This window comes from Bacillus weihaiensis, assembly GCF_001889165.1.
GTDB classification, from domain to species: domain Bacteria; phylum Bacillota; class Bacilli; order Bacillales; family Bacillaceae; genus Metabacillus; species Metabacillus weihaiensis.
In genome coordinates this window covers 2,996,132-3,014,370 of sequence record NZ_CP016020.1, presented here as the reverse complement: position 1 = coordinate 3,014,370, position 18,239 = coordinate 2,996,132, and the positions used below count along the sequence as shown (strand labels likewise).

At 37.6% G+C, this 18,239-nt stretch carries 15 protein-coding genes; 14 read left to right on the top strand and 1 reads right to left on the bottom strand.

Annotation, left to right across the window (positions count from 1 at the left end; all coding sequences use genetic code 11):
• Window positions 1–176 precede the first annotated feature (176 nt).
• The 5 genes from A9C19_RS14565 (at window position 177) to gndA (ending at window position 7,208) form a co-directional block, all read left to right on the top strand.
• On the top strand, window positions 177–1,217 hold the full coding sequence (locus A9C19_RS14565; RefSeq protein WP_099092776.1) for a TRAP transporter substrate-binding protein: 1,041 nt from the start codon (window positions 177–179) through the stop codon (window positions 1,215–1,217).
• A 78-nt stretch (window positions 1,218–1,295) separates the two neighbouring features.
• Complete coding sequence (locus A9C19_RS14560; RefSeq protein ID WP_072580604.1) at window positions 1,296–1,778, top strand: TRAP transporter small permease; 483 nt, start codon at window positions 1,296–1,298, stop codon at window positions 1,776–1,778.
• 41 nt (window positions 1,779–1,819) lie between these two features.
• Entirely contained in the window at window positions 1,820–3,115 is a 1,296-nt protein-coding gene (locus tag A9C19_RS14555) for a TRAP transporter large permease (RefSeq protein ID WP_072580603.1), read from the top strand.
• A 95-nt stretch (window positions 3,116–3,210) separates the two neighbouring features.
• Complete coding sequence (locus A9C19_RS14550) at window positions 3,211–5,610, top strand: glycoside hydrolase family 31 protein (RefSeq protein ID WP_072580602.1); 2,400 nt, start codon at window positions 3,211–3,213, stop codon at window positions 5,608–5,610.
• A gap of 182 nt (window positions 5,611–5,792) precedes the next feature.
• Complete coding sequence (gene gndA, locus A9C19_RS14545; protein WP_072580601.1) at window positions 5,793–7,208, top strand: NADP-dependent phosphogluconate dehydrogenase; 1,416 nt, start codon at window positions 5,793–5,795, stop codon at window positions 7,206–7,208.
• 221 nt (window positions 7,209–7,429) lie between these two features.
• Here gndA and A9C19_RS14540 read toward each other — a convergent pair whose 3' ends face one another.
• On the bottom strand, window positions 7,430–8,599 hold the full coding sequence (locus tag A9C19_RS14540) for an ROK family transcriptional regulator (protein ID WP_072580600.1): 1,170 nt from the start codon (window positions 8,597–8,599) through the stop codon (window positions 7,430–7,432).
• Window positions 8,600–8,983: 384 nt separating this feature from the next.
• Between A9C19_RS14540 and uxaC the strand changes: the two genes are divergently transcribed.
• The 9 genes from uxaC (at window position 8,984) to A9C19_RS14495 (ending at window position 18,127) form a co-directional block, all read left to right on the top strand.
• The gene (gene uxaC, locus A9C19_RS14535; RefSeq protein ID WP_072580599.1) at window positions 8,984–10,387 is read left to right on the top strand and encodes a glucuronate isomerase; all 1,404 of its coding nucleotides are present in this window, start codon (window positions 8,984–8,986) and stop codon (window positions 10,385–10,387) included.
• 25 nt (window positions 10,388–10,412) lie between these two features.
• Window positions 10,413–11,681, top strand: coding sequence for a nickel pincer cofactor-dependent isomerase, group 22 (locus A9C19_RS14530; RefSeq protein WP_072580598.1), 1,269 nt, complete (start codon window positions 10,413–10,415; stop codon window positions 11,679–11,681).
• A gap of 290 nt (window positions 11,682–11,971) precedes the next feature.
• The gene (locus tag A9C19_RS14525; protein WP_072580597.1) at window positions 11,972–12,742 is read left to right on the top strand and encodes an SDR family oxidoreductase; all 771 of its coding nucleotides are present in this window, start codon (window positions 11,972–11,974) and stop codon (window positions 12,740–12,742) included.
• A 78-nt stretch (window positions 12,743–12,820) separates the two neighbouring features.
• Window positions 12,821–13,618, top strand: a complete 798-nt coding sequence (gene larE, locus A9C19_RS14520) for an ATP-dependent sacrificial sulfur transferase LarE (RefSeq protein WP_072580596.1) — start codon at window positions 12,821–12,823, stop codon at window positions 13,616–13,618.
• Between the two features lie 97 nt (window positions 13,619–13,715).
• Window positions 13,716–15,188 (top strand): gluconokinase, encoded by a 1,473-nt coding sequence (locus tag A9C19_RS14515; protein WP_072581907.1) that lies wholly within the window; start codon window positions 13,716–13,718, stop codon window positions 15,186–15,188.
• A 73-nt stretch (window positions 15,189–15,261) separates the two neighbouring features.
• Window positions 15,262–16,011 (top strand): nickel pincer cofactor biosynthesis protein LarB, encoded by a 750-nt coding sequence (gene larB, locus A9C19_RS14510; RefSeq protein WP_072580595.1) that lies wholly within the window; start codon window positions 15,262–15,264, stop codon window positions 16,009–16,011.
• Between the two features lie 2 nt (window positions 16,012–16,013).
• Entirely contained in the window at window positions 16,014–16,922 is a 909-nt protein-coding gene (gene larC, locus A9C19_RS22470) for a nickel pincer cofactor biosynthesis protein LarC (RefSeq protein WP_072580594.1), read from the top strand.
• A gap of 37 nt (window positions 16,923–16,959) precedes the next feature.
• Entirely contained in the window at window positions 16,960–17,424 is a 465-nt protein-coding gene (larC2, locus tag A9C19_RS22465) for a nickel pincer cofactor biosynthesis protein LarC2 (protein ID WP_072580593.1), read from the top strand.
• 58 nt (window positions 17,425–17,482) lie between these two features.
• Complete coding sequence (locus A9C19_RS14495) at window positions 17,483–18,127, top strand: urease accessory protein UreH (RefSeq protein WP_072580592.1); 645 nt, start codon at window positions 17,483–17,485, stop codon at window positions 18,125–18,127.
• Window positions 18,128–18,239 lie beyond the last annotated feature (112 nt).

Sequence of the window (18,239 nt, the reverse complement as noted above, 5' to 3'; positions counted from 1 at the left end):
CGTTGTTATTTAAAGAGATTAGTAAGACCCCTTTATTTTTAAGATTATTTGAAAACGTTTGCGAGTGGTGAAGCTAGCAAAACTCATTTAAATGTCTTTATTTTTTAAAAGAGTTTGAAAGGGGTTACAAATCTGGCGTTGGTTTTAACATACAATTCATTAGGGGGAAAAGAGATATGAAAATGAAAAAGTTATTATCAGTAGCAGCAACTGGCGTTTTATCTTTATCACTTCTAGCGGCATGTGGATCTAATAGTGCAAGTGAGAATGCAGAAAATGGAGGGAGCTCAGAAAGTGCAGAAGCTGTATCATTACGCTTGGCACATAATCAGCCTGAGGATCATCCAGTTCATACTTCATTAATGGAGCTATCAACTCTTACAGAAGAAAACTCAGATGGCAATGTCAAGATAGAATTGTTCCCGAATGGTCAATTAGGACAAGAGCGCGATGTCATTGAGCTTGTAAAGTCAGGTACTCTTGATATGGCGAAGGTAAGTGCCAGTGCATTGGAAGCGTTTGATTCTAATTATGCAATCTTCTCGCTCCCATATGTATTCCAAAGCAAGGAGCATTACTATGAAGTAATGGATAACAGTGAGGCTGTACAGGAGATTTTTCAAGGAACTAAAGATGACGGCTTTGTAGGAATTGGTTGGTATGATGCAGGTCAACGTAGTATTTATACAGCAGATAAAAAAGTAGAATCTCCAGCAGATATGAATGGGATGAAAATTCGTGTTCAAGAAAGTCCAACATCCATTTCTATGATTGAAGCTATGGGTGGAGCACCAACCCCTATGTCTTATGGTGAAGTATATACGTCTCTACAACAAGGTGTTATTGACGGTGCAGAGAATAATGAAACAGCATTAACAAACAGTAAACATGGTGAAGTTGCGAAGGCTTACACTTATACAGAGCACCAGTATGTACCTGATGTGTTGATTGTCAGCACGAAAATGTGGGATAAACTTTCTGAAGACCAACAAAAAGCGATTCAAGATGCAGCTAGTGCTTCAACAGAAAGTCATAAAGATGTATGGGAAAGTGCTATTGAAGAATCAATTAAGGCATCAGAGGAAATGGGTGTAACATTCTATACGATTGATAAGCAATCATTTATTGATGCTGCAACACCTTTACATGATACCTTCAAAGCAGAAAATGAAACGAATGTGAAATACTTTGATGAGTTCCAAAGTCATCTAAAATAAGGTATAGGAATAATAGGCCTCTACTTTCTGATTGTATGACATTCAGAAATAGAGGCCTCTACATTATAGAAGAAGGAGATGATCCTATTGAGAAAGGCAGTGGATAGGGTTACAGCGTTTTTAACATGCACCTTAATGATCGTTATGGTGTTAATTGCTTGCTGGCAAGTGTTTACACGTTTTGTGTTAAATTCTCCTAGTACTGTATCAGAGGAGTTTCTGAGATATGCATTAATTTGGCTAACCATGCTCGGTTCTGCGTATGCCTACGGTAAAAAGAAGCATTTAGCTGTTGTGTTTGTTGCAAGAAAAATTCCAGAAAAATATCAAATTGTTGTGAAATTACTTGTAGAAGCAGTCGTGTTGGTGTTTATTGTGGTTATTCTGCTTTTTGGAGGAACACAAGCTTACCAAAATGCAGTAGGTCAAGTTTCATCTGCGCTTGGAATGCCGATGCAGTATTTATATTTAAGTCTTATCGTTTCAGGAGTTTTATTCTTATTCTATTTAATTCTTCATGTGAAAGAGTATTTTACAAAAGGAGAGCAAATAGCAGAGTAAGGCAATTTACCCTATGTATTTAGTCTAAAGGAGTGAACAGTATGGCATTACAAGCTGGACTTGTTTTAGTCATTGTATTTTTTCTAATGCTTGTTCTAAGTGTGCCGATTTCAGTTAGTATCGTGATTGCTTCAATGGTTACGATTTTAACGATTTTGCCCATGGATATGGCCATTTTCACGGCAGCTCAGAAAGTGGTAACAGGACTTGATAGTTTTACACTGTTGGCGGTTCCATTTTTTATCCTTTCAGGAATTTTAATGAATAATGGTGGAATCGCTGAGCGTCTTATCAATTTTGCAAAAGTACTTGTTGGGAAAATGCCTGGATCCTTAGCTCATGCAAATGTATTAGGTAATATGTTGTTTGGCTCTCTTTCGGGTTCTTCTGTTGCAGCAGCAGCAGCTATCGGAGGAACAATGGGACCTTTACAAAAGAAGGAAGGATATGATCCGAAATTTTCAGCAGCAGTTAATATTGCTTCTGCTCCAACGGGATTAATTATTCCACCAAGTGGCGTTTTAATTATTTACTCATTAGTAAGTGGTGGAACTTCAGTAGCTGCGTTGTTTATTGCAGGTTATTTACCAGGTATCTTATGGGGCTTAGCCTGTATTGTAGTTGGATATATTATCGCAAAACGTAGAAATTATCCTGTGTCTGAAAGAGTACCATTTATAGTAGCTGTTAAAACATTTTTAGATGCGATCCCAAGCTTACTTTTAATTGTTATTGTCATTGGTGGAATTTTAGGTGGGATTTTTACAGCGACTGAAGCTGCGGCAGTAGCAGTTGCGTATACATTTCTTTTGGCAATGGTTTATCGAACAGTTAAGCTAACTGATTTACCTCGTATTATCATGGAAACAGTTGAGATTACAGCAGTCATCATGCTACTTGTAGCTGCTTCATCTATTATGTCATGGGTCATGGCATTTACAGGGATTCCTACAGCGATTAGTGAATTGATCCTGTCTATTTCGGATAATCCTATTATCATTCTATTAATCTTAAATATCTTCTTATTAATAATTGGTACATTTATGGATATTACTCCAGCTGTGCTTATTTTCACACCAATCTTTTTACCGATTGTAACGAGTTTTGGAATGGATCCCATTCATTTTGGAATTATGATGGTACTAAATTTGAGTATCGGTAATATCACTCCTCCAGTTGGAAGTGCCTTATTTGTTGGGGCGAGTATTGCAAATTTAGATTTAGAGGATGTAATCAAACCATTAATTCCTTTCTACGTTGTCATTATTATCGTTTTACTAGTGGTTACGTATATTCCAGAAATCAGTATGATGCTTCCTAGAATGCTCGGTTATTAAAGGGTAGAGAAGCAGGTTCATAGCCTGCTAGTCTACTATGAAAGAAAGATGACGACACACTTATAATCAGATAACTACAGAAAAAGGTGAATCAAATGTCATTAAGAGAAAGATACCAGTTTCAATTTTTAGCAGAAAAAAACAATACGCTCATGTTTCAATTAGATCAATCAGATGTGATCGCAAGAGTATTTGTATTAGAAGAAGATATGCTACGTGTGATGATGACGAAAGGTGAAGAGCTTGAGGTTAAGAAGACATGGCTTGTCGCTCCAGGTATGGATGATGTCCCTATGGAAGGGAGAGATCGATTTGACTTAACCCCATATTCACTCCCACACTATCGTTATAAAAATGAAGGGAGCACCTTTACGATTGAAACAGCTCGTGTAAAGGTGAACATTAACTTAGATGGATTTAAACTAACGTGGTTTGCAAAAGATTCATCAGGAAATGTGCAACAAATTGCCTCGGATCGTCAAACACAAGCATATAACTTCGATGGGTCACTAGGTGAAGGGATTTATCATTATCAAAAACGAACACTAGAAGAACAATATTTTGGGTTAGGGGAAAAAGCTGGAGAAACAGATCGATATGGTAAGCGTTACCGTATGCTAAGTGTTGATCCAATGGGCTATGATGCTCAGCACACGGATCCCCTGTATAAGCATATTCCATTTTATATTACTCGAAATAAGCAAACAAAGATCTCGTTTGGAATTTTCTATGATAATATGGCTCAGAGTGTTTTTGATATGGGAAACGAAATGGATAACTACCATGGATGGTATAGATATTATCAATCAATGGCAGGCGATTTAGACTACTATGTTATGTTAGGACCTGAAGTAAAAGATGTTGTGAAGAAATATTCTTGGTTAACAGGTAAAACCATTTTTGCCCCTAAATGGAGTTTCGGTTATTCAGGTTCAACAATGACTTATACGGATGCACCTGATGCACAGGAACAAGTAAAGAAATTCATTAATAGCTGTGAAGAAAACGATATCATATGTGATTCGTTTCAATTATCTTCAGGATATACCTCAATAGGAGATAAGCGTTATGTCTTCAATTGGAATACGGATAAATTTCCTGATGCAAAGGGATTTATTAATGACTTTCATGATAAAGGTGTAAAGCTATGTGCAAATATTAAGCCAGCATTATTGAAGGATCATCCTCTGTTTCATGAATTAAAAGAAAAAAACATGTTTATTTTGAATGAAGCTGGCGAAATTGAAATGGCACAATTTTGGGATGAAGTTGGCGCGTACATTGATTTTACAAATGAAGAATCAGTGAAGTGGTGGAAGCAAAAGGTGACGGAGCAGTTATTAGAGTTTGGAATCGATTCCACATGGAACGATAATAATGAATTTGAAGTATGGTCAAAAAATGCTGTTTGTAATGGGTTCGGTGAACAAACGAATTTTGAAAATGTGCGCTCCTTACAACCACTTTTAATGATGAAGGCTTCATATGAAGCACAAAAGGAGTATGCTCCAGAACTTAGACCATATTTAATTTCTCGTTCAGGAAGTCCTGGGATGCAACGCTATGTCCAGACTTGGTCAGGAGATAACTATACAAGCTGGAAATCATTAAAATACAATATTAAAATGGGAGTTGGCTTAAGTCTATCTGGTATTTATAACCTTGGCCATGATATTGGTGGATTTTCAGGCCCAGCTCCAGAGCAAGAGCTATTAGTGAGATGGGTACAGAACGGTATCTTCCATCCCCGTTTTACCATTCATTCATGGAATGATGATAAAACGGTCAATGTCCCTTGGATGTATGAAGAAACAACAGGTCTCATCCGAGATTTAATTAAGTTCCGTCATCGGATGATTCCTTATTTATATACGGCATTATACAATGCACATGAAAAATACGAACCGATTCTTCGTCCAACTTTCTATGAATTCGAACATGATGAAAAAACGTTTGAAGAAAATGATGATTTCATGTTAGGTGAATCAATGCTCGTTGCATCAGTTGTTGAAAAGGGTCAAAGAGAAAGAACGGTTTATTTACCGAAATATGAAGATGGTTGGTATGATTACCACACTTCCCAATGGTATGAAGGTGGGCAAACAGTAAGGATCCCCGCACCATTGGAATATAATCCTTTATTAATAAAAGCAGGAAGTATCATTCCGATGAATGATGCTGACTCTTCATTTGCAGATAAAACTAAGGATGAACGTGGATTCTTTTTATTCCCACAAAAAGACGCTGGAGTGACGACTTATGATCTTTTCGAGGATGATGGTATATCCGCTGATTATCAAGAAAATCACACAATTGTTTCAGTCAAAATGGAAGCGAGTTCAGATGTAATAAATGTTCACTACAGTATTGAGGGAGCATACAAACTTCCTTACGAAACCATTCGATTCTATCTACCTGAAAATGATGAGAGAAAATTACTTGTGAATGGGAAAGAGTTAACGAAGGAAAATAAAGGATACGTGGTAAAGATATAAGGATGATTTTGGGTACTATAATAAAATGGTACCCAAATCTATTCTTTATTGACGAAGGATAAAGGGAAATGATATTCTCATATTAATTAGTTTACAAAACAAATTAATAGATGATGATAGTCTGTTGAATCTTTTTGAGTGATTTATAGAGTCTATCTCTTCTATTAAGAAAGGAAATGGATATGTCAAAACAACAACAAATAGGTGTTATTGGATTAGCTGTAATGGGAAAAAATCTGGCCTTAAACATTGAAAGCAGAGGGTATTCTGTTTCCGTCTTCAACCGTTCATATGAGAAAACAGAAGAGTTTTTAAAAAATGAAGCAGAAGGAAAAAATGTTGTGGGGTTAAAAACGATCGAAGAGTTTGTTACTTCTTTGGAAAAACCACGTAAAATTTTGTTGATGGTAAAGGCAGGTGCAGCTACAGATGCAACAATTGCATCATTACGACCATATCTTGAAGAAGGTGATATTTTAATAGATGGTGGAAATACATTTTTCGAAGATACAATCAGACGAAATAAAGAATTAGAATCAACAGGCATTCATTTTATTGGGACTGGTGTTTCAGGTGGGGAAGAAGGAGCATTGAAAGGACCTTCTATTATGCCAGGTGGACAGAAGGAAGCTTATGAGCTAGTTGCACCCATTTTAAAAGCGGTTTCAGCTAAAGTTGGAGTAGAGGAATGTGTGACATATATTGGACCAAATGGTGCAGGTCATTATGTGAAAATGGTTCACAATGGGATTGAATACGGTGACATGCAATTAATTTGTGAAGCTTACTTTATTCTTAAAAACGTACTTGGCTTACGTGCAAAAGAGCTCCATCAGGTTTTTGCCGACTGGAATAAAGGAGAGCTTAACAGCTATCTTATCGAAATTACATCTGACATTTTCACAAAAGTAGACGAAGAAACCGGTAAACCTTTAGTTGATTTAATCCTTGATACCGCAGGACAAAAAGGGACAGGAAAGTGGACAAGTCAAAATGCCCTTGATCTAGGTGTTCCCCTTCCAATTATTACGGAGTCAGTCTTCGCTCGCTTCATTTCGGCTATGAAGGATGAGAGAGTAAAAGCTAGTAAGCTGTTAAAAGGACCAAAGCCTACTTCCTTTAATGGAAAGAAAGAAGACTTGATTGAAGCTGTTCGGAAAGCTCTTTACTTAAGTAAAATTGTTTCATATGCTCAAGGCTTTGCTCAGATGCGGGCAGCATCAGAAGAATACAAGTGGGACCTTAACTATGGAGATATTGCCATGATCTTCCGTGGTGGCTGTATTATCCGTGCTCAATTCTTACAAAAGATTAAAGAGGCATACGATCGTGATCCGAGCCTTGCAAATCTTCTTTTAGATCCATACTTTAAAGAAATCGTAGAAACGTATCAATCAGCCTTACGCCAAGTGATATCTTTATCAGTAGAAAATGGTATTCCAGTACCAGCATTTTCAAGTGCTATCGCTTATTATGATAGTTATCGTAGTGAAGGATTACCAGCGAATCTCTTACAAGCTCAACGTGATTACTTTGGAGCTCATACGTATCAACGCATTGATAAAGAAGGAGTATTTCATACAAATTGGATGGAATGAGAACATCATTAAGCTAGCAGAGGTGATATTTCGTCATCCATATTGGATAATGTACTAGATACACATGTAACCCTACTCAAGATAAAGAGTGGGGTTACATGTGTTGGAGTGTTCTATCGTAGTTTTTGCTACCTAAGGCACTTGCAAGCTTAATCAAACATAAAAGGGTGTAGTAAATATTTGTCGTTTCAGTGTCTAGCCCTTGTCGCCTTATGCTTATCTTATTGAACATCCTCAATGTGTAGTCTTAGATCAGGAATGTCTAAAAAGCTTTTAATCGCCAACGCACAGGCTCCCATTACAGCAGCATCTTTTCCTAAATCTGAGATAAACAATTCATGATAATAGCTGACGGATGAAGTAAGATTAGCCTTAATCTTATCAATAGCATGCGGATCTAGCTTTAATAGCTCACTATTTAACACTAATGTTTCAGGGTTTAATAAATTGATAATGTTATTTAGACCGATGGCTACATAGTTTATAAATTCTTCTAGTAGCTTTTGCGTAGCTGGCTCTTGTTCATCCATAAGCTTTTTTACATCCTTATAGGTTAGTTCTTGAGTTTGCTGCAATTCATGTAGCTGACGAAAGAAGCTAGCTTCAGAAGCATATAGTTCCCAGCAACCTGAGTTTCCACAATTACAGGCTTTACCCTCAGGAACGACGATCATGTGCCCCATTTCACCAGCGTATCCATGGTATCCCTTAAGCAGGTCCCCGTTGATTAAGATGCCTAATCCGATGCCAGAGTACATACTAACACTCACTAAATTCTCACTTTGATGACGCTTGTAGACTTTCTCTGCAAATGAGCATAAATTTGCGTTATTCTCAATACGTATAGTGATATTGAGGTCCTTCTCTAGATCTTCCTTTAGATGTTTGTGTTCCCATTTATGCTGAGGAACAAAATTAATCATTTGACCTTTTGTAACAATCCCGTGTACGCCAATTACAACCCCTATAAGACCAAAGTGACTGTCTGAACATTGATCATCAAAAGCTTTAATTTGGCTTTTAAGTAATTCAAGTGCATTTTCATATAGGGAGTTTTTCAGCTCAACTACTTCTGTTTGAACAGGGTTTCCAGCTAAATCAGATAAGGTAAATGTCACCTGTTTGTAATCTAAGTCTATCCCTAATGCAAATCCGGAAAGACGATTAAGTGAAAGCATGATTGGTTTTCTTCCTACATGGTTATGTTCCTGTTGAGATTCCACTATCAAATTTTCTTCTAACAAGTCTGCTACCTGAACGGAGATTGTAGCTCTTGTAAGGTTAGTGATCTTTGATAAATCGGCTCTTGAAATCATTCCTTCTTCAATAATTTTACTTATAATCAAACTTCTATTAATTTTTTTAATATAAGCAGCATCGCCTGTTGCCATGTTGTAATCACCCTTCTAATATATGTGGTAGAGAATACGCTCTAAATTGCCAATAAAATCATTATACATTCTACCATTACACTAGAAAATCAATCATGACATAAGGGGAGAAATGTAAAAATCAAATCATTGACGGGTAGTAGTAGAAGTGATATTCTACTGATAACACATTAATTTGTTTTGTAAACTAACTAATGTAATAAGGTAATTATAGCACAGAAATGATTTACTAAAAGCTAGGAAAATGAAAAAAATCAGGCCTTTCACCGAGGGGATTTCTATGGCTCACGTAAAAAGAGCAAAGAGTTTCGGTATTCAACTATTACTAACACTTGTTATATAGAATCTAAGAATACATACTAAAGGAATTTGGAGGAGAAAGAAATGAAAACGTTTTTAGATGAGAACTTTTTACTAACAAATTCAACTGCAGAGAAGCTTTATCATCAAGTAATGAAAGACTTACCGATCTTCGACTATCATTGTCATCTAAGTCCGAAGGAAATCTATGAAAATCAATCGTTTGAAAATATGACACAGCTTTGGCTTGCTGGTGATCATTATAAATGGCGTGCTATGCGTATTCACGGAGTAAATGAACACTTAATTACTGGTGATGCGAGTGATTGGGAGAAATTCGCCGCATGGGCTGAAACAATGCCTTATTTATTCGGAAATCCGCTCTACCACTGGGCGCACATGGAGCTAAGAACCTATTTCGGTATTTCGAAGCTTTTATCTGCGGATACAGCAAAAGAAATTTGGGAAGAATGTAACGAAAAGTTGCAAACTGATGACTTTAAGCCCCGCCGATTTATCGAACGGTCACAAGTACAATTTGTTGGGACTACAGATGACCCAACTGATTCTCTAGACTATCATAAGCTATTAAAAGAGGATGAAGAATTTTCTGTGGAAGTAGGTCCAACATTTCGTCCTGATCAAGCGCTGTTTCTTGAAAGACCTAGTTTCAAAGAATGGCTTACTAAACTAGAGAAATCCACTAACCTAAAGGTTGATACACTTGATGGTTTAGTAAAGGCCTTAAAAGAAAGAGTTCATTATTTTGCTGAAAACGGCTGCTATGCATCTGATCATGATATCCCACTTATGGTATACAAAGATCTTCCAAAGGCTGAAGTAGAAGAGATTTTTACTAAACGTCTACAGAATGAAGAGCTTACAGCTGAGGAAATTATTGGTTATCGCTCCTATCTTTTAGTTGAATTAGGAAAGATGTACGCAGAGAAAGAATGGGTTATGCAGCTACATATGGGTGCATTGAGAAATAATAACACGTATATGAAAGAATTAATTGGTGCAGATGGTGGCTTTGATTCAATCGGTGATCAATTACTAGCTGAAGGTTTGTCGCGTTTTCTAGATACCCTTGATCAAGCTAGGTCGCTTCCAAGAACTGTTCTTTATAATTTAAATCCACGTGATAATTATGTAATTGGAACGATGATTGGGAATTTCTTTGAAGAGGGTATTCCTGGTAAGGTTCAATTTGGTTCTGGCTGGTGGTTTAATGATCAATACAATGGCATGCTCAATCAAATGACAGATTTAGCGAACTTAGGCTCACTCAGCCACTTTATCGGAATGACAACAGATTCTCGTAGTCTTCTTTCATATGTTCGTCATGAATACTTTAGAAGAATTGTATGTACGATCATTGGTGAATGGGTGGAAGATGGAAAAGTTCCGAATGATGAAGCGATTTTACATCAAATGGTCAAAAATATTGGTTTTCATAACGCAAAAGAATATTTCTCGTTAAGATGATTACTTAAAGGAGCAGATAAAAGCGATGGGAATTCTTAAAGATCTACTAAAGGACATTCCGGTTCCGAAAATGGCGAAGGTAAAGCAAAACTTTGATCAAACTAAAATTGAGGATGTAGAACAAGCCATTAATGAAAAATTACAGGTAGAAACGATTCGTTCAAAAGTAAGGCCTGGGATGGAAATTGCGATTGCGGTAGGCAGCAGAGGGATGGATCGTCTAGTTGAAGTAACAGCAACGACCGTGCAGTTTTTGAAAGATTTAGGTGCAAGGCCATTTATTGTTCCTAGTATGGGAAGTCATGGGGGAGCAACGGCAGAAGGGCAAAAAGAGGTATTAGCCCATCTTGGTGTAACAGAAGAGAGTGTAAAAGCAGAAATACGATCGTCAATGGAAGTAATTAAACTAGGTGAGCTACCGAATGGCTTACCAGTTTATATTGACAAATATGCCTCAGAGGCAGATGGAATCATCGTTATCAACAGAATTAAACCACATACGGCATTCAGAGGTCCAGTTGAAAGCGGCATAATGAAAATGATTAGTATAGGCTTAGGTAAGCAAAAGGGTGCAGAAGCAACACATCAACTTGGCTTTAAATATATGGCGGAAAATGTTCCGGCTATGGCTAAAATGATGATGCAAAAAACACCGATTCTTTTTGGAGTGGCTACACTTGAAAATGCATTTGATAAGGTGGTTCAAGTAGAGGTGTTAGCCGTGGAAGAAATTGAAGAAAAGGAGCCAGATCTCCAAGCATTAGCCAAACAGCTTCTACCTAAATTGTTTTTTGAGCAAATCGACGTCCTTGTTATTGATGAAATTGGAAAAAACATTAGCGGTGACGGAATGGATCCGAATATTACAGGGCGTTATCCAACACCTTACGCTAAGGGTGGTCCTGACGTAAATAAAATGGTGGTTCTTGATTTAACTCATCAAACAGAAGGAAATGCCAATGGAGTTGGAACAGCTGATTTCACAACCCAGCGTTTAGTTGACAAGATGGATCGTGAAGTAACCTATGCAAACGGATTAACATCAACAGTCTGTGCACCGACAAAAATTGCTACAACATTAGCAAATGATGAAGATGCAATGAAAGCGGCCATTAAAACCTGTAATATTTTAGATTTTACACAAGTCAAAATGGTTCGGATTAAAAATACGTTAGAAATCGCAGAAATTGAAGTATCGGAAGCTTTAGTTGATTATGTGAAAAATCATCCTGATATGGACTTACTATCAGATTTATATGAGCTTTCCTTTAATCAGGACGGAAATTTAAACTAATTGATTCTCTTGAATTTAGTACACAACCTAGTGGATTATAATGGAATCTTTTTCATCTTTTTAAGTCTATGTTTAAAGCGTATGGTTGATTTTAAATTTTAGCACATTGGTAATTGGAGTAAATGGCATGGACACTCCTTCGGGAGAAGCTGTCCTGTGCTTTTAATAAGAGGCTCCAAGACAGCAAGTGGATCGAGAATGCTTTTATCGAATCACAAACAAAGTTTAATTTAGTCATTTTAAAGAAAATCAATAAAAGATGTAAAAACAATTTAAGGGGGATGATCTATATGTCAAATTTATTTGATTTAACAGGAAAAACAGTCGTAGCTTTTGGAGGAAACAGTGTATTAGGATCCTCAATCACAAAAGGAATGTCTGAACATGGTGCGAACATTGCCATTGTAGGAAGAAATATTGAAAAAGCAAAACAAGTTGTCCAAGAAATTGAAGAAGCCGGTGGAAAGGCAAAAGCATTTCAAGCTGATGTTAGTAAGCGAGAATCTTTAGAAGATGTAGCTAAGGAAATTGAGGAATGGGCGGGTGGCTTCGATATTCTTCTAAATGCACCGGGTAAAAATAGTGCAACTCCCTTCTTTGAGTTAGGGGAAGAAGAGTGGGATGACATTATGGATGTTAATTTAAAAGGAATGATGGTTACTTGCCAGATTTTCGCTAAGAAAATGATTGAGCAAGGAAGAAAAGGAAGTATTATTAATATTTCGTCTGTATCATCAACAACTCCGCTTTCAAAGGTGTTTACATATTCTGTTTCAAAAGCTGGAGTTAATAGCATGACACAATTCTTAGCAAGAGAGCTTGCTCCAAATGGCATACGTGTGAACGCGATTATTCCTGGCTTCTTCCCAGCCGAACAAAATAGAAAAATCTTAAGTGAAGAACGAATTGATTCAATTATGAATCATACGCCAATGAATCGTTTTGGTACCCCTGATGAGCTACAGGGAGCAGCGGTTTGGCTTGCATCTGAGAAAGCGTCAAGTTTCGTTACAGGGGCACTGATTCGTGTTGATGGTGGATTCGGCAGCATGACAATTTAATCTGTAAATATTCAGATATTTTCGGTATACTATTGAGTAGTTTACTAGTTTTATAGATGTAGAAGGGAGAAGACAAGCATGAATGAAAAACTTCTTAATTTAATGTCTATTCTCCAAGAGATGGAATCAGTTGTTGTCGCATTTTCAGGTGGAGTGGATAGTACCTTTTTGTTAAAGGTTGCCGTAGATACATTGGGGACCGACCGAGTGTTAGCTGTAACGGCTGACTCTGAGACATACCCATCGAGCGAGCTTCAAGAGGCAAAGGAGTTAGCACAAAGAATTGGCGCTACACATCGAGTCATTGAAACATCAGAGCTAGCCATTCCAGGATATACAGAAAATGATCGAAATCGATGCTACTTCTGTAAAAATAGCTTATTTGAACAGATTATCCCTGTTATGGAAAAAGAGGGCTTGAACAATGTAGTATATGGCGTCATCGCAGATGATATGAATGAATTTCGACCTGGGATGAAAGCTGCAAAGGAAAAGGGAGTACGTGGGCCATTACAGGAAGCAAACTTATTTAAAGAAGAAATAAGAGAGCTGTCAAAGGAAATGGATTTGCCTACATGGAACAAGCCGTCCTTTGCTTGCCTTTCATCTAGAATTGCGTATGGTGACAAAATTACAATTGAGAAGCTAACGAAAGTAGAAAAAGCAGAGGCTTATTTAAAAACGCTTCGTATTCGTCAAGTTCGAGTCAGAACCCATCAGGATATGGCGAGGATTGAAGTGGAGCCAGACGATATGAAAATCATACTAGAAAATCATGAGAAGATTGCCACTAAGCTACTTGAATATGGTTATAAATATATAACGTTAGATTTAATCGGATATAAGAGTGGGAGTATGAACAAGGTTCTTTCATAATCAAACAGGCTTTGGAGTTATTTCCAAGGCCTTTTCTTTGGTGAGAAAGCGAAGTGGTGCAGGTTGGTACAATATTTTTGAAGAGGAAGATGAAGCTATGACAAGAGAAGTAGTAATTGGACTTGATATAGGTACAACAAGTGTAAAAGCAGTTGTTTTTCAATTGAATGGTAAAGTTGTCTCTGAGTCAGAGGAATTGATTACCTCTTATTATCCTAAGCAAGGATGGGTGGAGCAAGATCCAGACGAAATTGAACGGTTAGCAGTCAAAGTAGTACGGACTGCCATAGAGCAAGGGGATATCAACAATACGGAGATACTTACCGTTGGCTTTTCTTCTGCTATGCATTCTCTTATCTGTATAGGAAAGGATCGTCAGCCATTATCACCTGCACTGATATGGGCAGATGGTAGAAGTAGTGAACAAGCTAAAAAAGTGAAGCAAGAAAAGGGTAAAATGCTATTTGAGAAAACAGGTGTACCCATTCATCCTATGACTCCACTCTCAAAGCTTATCTGGATGAAAGAAGTTGGCTATGAACCATACCTTAGCGCAGCTTATTTTTTATCAATTAAAGAATATCTTCTGTTAAAATGGTTTGATCAACGCATTGTTGATTACTCAATGGCTGTTTCTACGGGATTGCTTAACGCTCATTCACTTGACTGGGACGAAGATCTTTTAAAGCTTGCAGACATTCAAAGAAATCAGCTTTCAGAGGTTGTTTCACCGACTACTATTCTTACTGGGCTAAAAGAACATATTGCGGGAGAAATGGGAGTAGACAGTGACTTACCTTTTGTTATGGGGGCTGCTGATGGTCAATTAGCTAACCTTGGAATCGGAGCGATATCTCCCGGTGAAGTTGCGATTACAGCCGGGACAAGTGGCGCGATTCGCCAATTTGCAAATGGATTCAACATTACAGAAAAGCACGATACGTTCAGCTATGCTTTTACAAAAGAGTTCTCTATTATAGGTGGACCTACAAACAATGGTGGAATCGCGTTACAATGGTTAAAGGAACTCCTCAATTATGAAGGTAGTTTTAATGAATTTACACAAAAAGCAGAAAAAGTAGCACCTGGTGCAGAAGGATTATTGTTTCTCCCATACATAAATGGTGAAAGAGCACCACTATGGAATCAGCAGGCAAAAGGGAACTTTTTTGGAATGTCTGTTACTCATAAAAGAGAACATTTCGTTCGCGCAGTATTAGAAGGAATCACATTGAACCTCTATCAAATCGGACAAAGCTTAGAGAACTTAGCTGGAGCACCCGATAAAATCTATGTAAATGGCGGATTGGCCAGATCAAGTCTGTGGCTACAAATGCTTGCTGATATGTTTGGGAAAGAAGTGTATGTATCAGAAAGCCATCATAGTGCAGCATGGGGAGCAGCATGGACAGGATTAGTTGCACTTAATAAAGTGGCTTCTTTTGAACAGATAAAGGAAAACATTCCAATGAGTACACCTATTGTTCCAAATGAGTCAAATCATAAAACGTATAGAGAGCTCTATAAAAAATATGAGCTACTAGTAAATGATCTAGTAAAGCATTTCTAATAATCTTAAGTTTTTTACAACTATGAATAGTGGAATGAATGCAGCTTAAATCTTTTAATAAGGGTGAATAACAATGCTAGAAGACATTTTAAGACAAGTACAATCTGGATCATTAAGTATCGACGAAGCAAAGGGACAACTATCAACCTTTGAAAATTTAGGATTTGCAAAAGTCGATCATCATCGAAAAAAGCGTCAAGGGTTTCCTGAAGTTATATACGGTGAGGGAAAAACGAAAGAACAAATTCTTTCAATTATTCAGTCCATTCGTTCTAATGATCATGATGTACTAGCAACAAGAATTTCTAAAGAAAAAGCAGAATATATCCTAAAGGAATATCCTGAGTTTACGTATAATGAAATCGCACAAATCCTGTTCTGGAAGGATGAAAAAAAAGCCGTAGCATCTGAAGGGTATATTGCCATTGTTTGTGCAGGAACGTCAGATTTAAAGGTAGCAGAGGAAGCCGCTGTTACAGCAGAAGCTTTAGGAAGTGAAGTAAGAAGATTTTATGATGTGGGCGTAGCAGGAATCCATCGTTTATTTGCTTCAATTGAAGAAATTCAACAAGCAACCGTTTCCGTTGTAGTGGCTGGAATGGAAGGTGCCCTTCCAAGTGTAGTAGGTGGACTTGTTAGTCATCCCATCCTTGCTGTCCCAACAAGTGTAGGCTATGGCGCGAATTTTAACGGGTTATCTGCATTATTAACAATGTTAAATTCCTGTGCTTCCGGCATTAGTGTAGTCAATATCGATAATGGCTTTGGAGCTGCTTATAATGCTGTATTAATCCATCAAATGGCCCAGAAAGGAGATAGATGACAATGAAAACTCTTTATCTAGATTGTTTCTCAGGAATTAGCGGTGATATGATGATTGGTGCTCTTCTCGATATAGGTGGAGATCCAGAGTGGCTAAAAAGTGAATTAAAAAAACTCCAAATCGATGAAGAATATGAGCTTCAATGGGAGAAAGTTGTAAAGAACGGGATTACTAGTACAAAATTCGATGTGCTATTGAAAGATGATCACCACCATGAGCATAATCACGACCATGGCCACGACCACTACCATGGGCATAATCACGACCATGAGCACGACCACAACCACAACCACAACCATGAACATAGTCACGACCATGGGCACGACCACAATCATGCTCATGACCACAATCATGCTCATGACCACAATCATGAGCATGATCACCACCATACTCATCATCACCATCATCGGACATATAAAGATATCGTAAAGCTAATTGAGTCTGCTGACTTCTCAAGTGAAGTGACAGAAACAGCATTACAGATCTTTAAGAAGATTGGTGAAGCAGAGGGACATATACATGGTGTGCCTTTGGACAAGGTCCATTTCCATGAAGTGGGAGCTGTCGATTCTATCATTGACATTGTTGGGACAGCTATTTTAATTCATCAATTGGAAATAAAGAAAGTAATCTCTTCTTCAATCCCTGTTGGTACAGGAAGAATTCGTATTGATCATGGAATTTATCCAGTTCCAGCACCTGCAACGTTAGAGATGTTAAAGGGGGTTCCCATTGAGCAGAGTGATGTTCGGTTTGAATTAACGACTCCTACTGGAGCGGCAATCGTAGCGGTTTTAACAGAAGAGTTTAGTACTCTTCCATCTATGGAAGTGAAAGCGATTGGATATGGAGCAGGAACGAAAACGTTTAAAGATCATCCAAACGTACTTCGAGTAGTGATTGGAGAATAGGCTAATCATTAACTGTGTAAGTGAGAGGGGGATACAGATGATTTCTCATCCACCTAATGAGGAGCATATTGATGATGAAATGCTTAAGGTTGAAGTGAATCTTGATGATATATCAGGAGAATGGCTTGGTTATGTCATGGATTTACTCTTCGAATCCGGTGCTAATGATGTATTTTATACGCCTATTTATATGAAAAAAAATAGACCTGGTGTCCTACTTCAGTTACTTTGTCACCGCGATAAGCTTACAGCTATGAGAGAAATATTAGTAAAAGAAACAACTACACTTGGAATAAGATATTATCCGTTGACTGTGTTTAGAGCCGAGAGAAGGTTCACACAGGTCCAAACGGAATGGGGGCCTATAACCGTTAAGGAAGGGATCTATGATGGTCAAGTAATTCAAAGATCTCCAGAATTTGAAGAGTGCAAAAAAATTGCGGATGCCCATCAGCTTCCATTAAAAAAAGTGTACGAGCAGGTTTGGAAGCTCATAGAATAGCCATCTATGGTTTCACATTATTATAAAAGTATTCTTAATGAAAGAGTGGTAAGTAACTATGACAATTAGTTTTCTTTCTGTTTTATTCCTTGGGTTGTTGATGGGAATTAAACATTCATTAGAGCCGGACCATGTCATTGCGGTTGCAACTGTTGCAGGAAAGGGTAAAAAGCTGTGGATTTCTACATTAACAGGAGTTTTTTGGGGGATAGGCCATACATTGACACTCTTTATAGTAGGAATTGCTATTATTCTCTTAAAAGGTGGTATATCTGCCGAGTGGGCAATGTCATTAGAATTCCTTGTAGGAATAATGCTAGTCTATTTTGGTGTAAAAAGCATTCTGACTAAAAAAGAACAGCTACAAGATACACAGCTCCATCAACATTCGTATGTAAAATCAACATTTATCGGGTTTATTCATGGTCTTGCCGGTAGTGCAGCAATGGTTTTATTAACAATATCAACCGTGAACTCTGTTTGGGAAAGTATCATTTATATTTTAGTTTTTGGTGTAGGAACCATTCTAGGAATGATGTTCTTTACAACGATTATTGGACTTCCTTTTGTATACAGCCGAAAAAACATAGGAGTAAGCCGTTCACTAACAATGCTCACCGGGGCAGTGAGCTTTGGATTTGGTCTTTATTATATGTACAATTTAGGAGTGAATGAGGGTTTATTTACGATATGGTTAAAATGATGTAAATGAATGGTGAAATACCAAAAAAAGAGGCTGGGACAGAAGTGCCTGGCACCTTATCGTAACGACTATATGTACGCACTGATTTATCTAGTGCACACAATAGATTGTA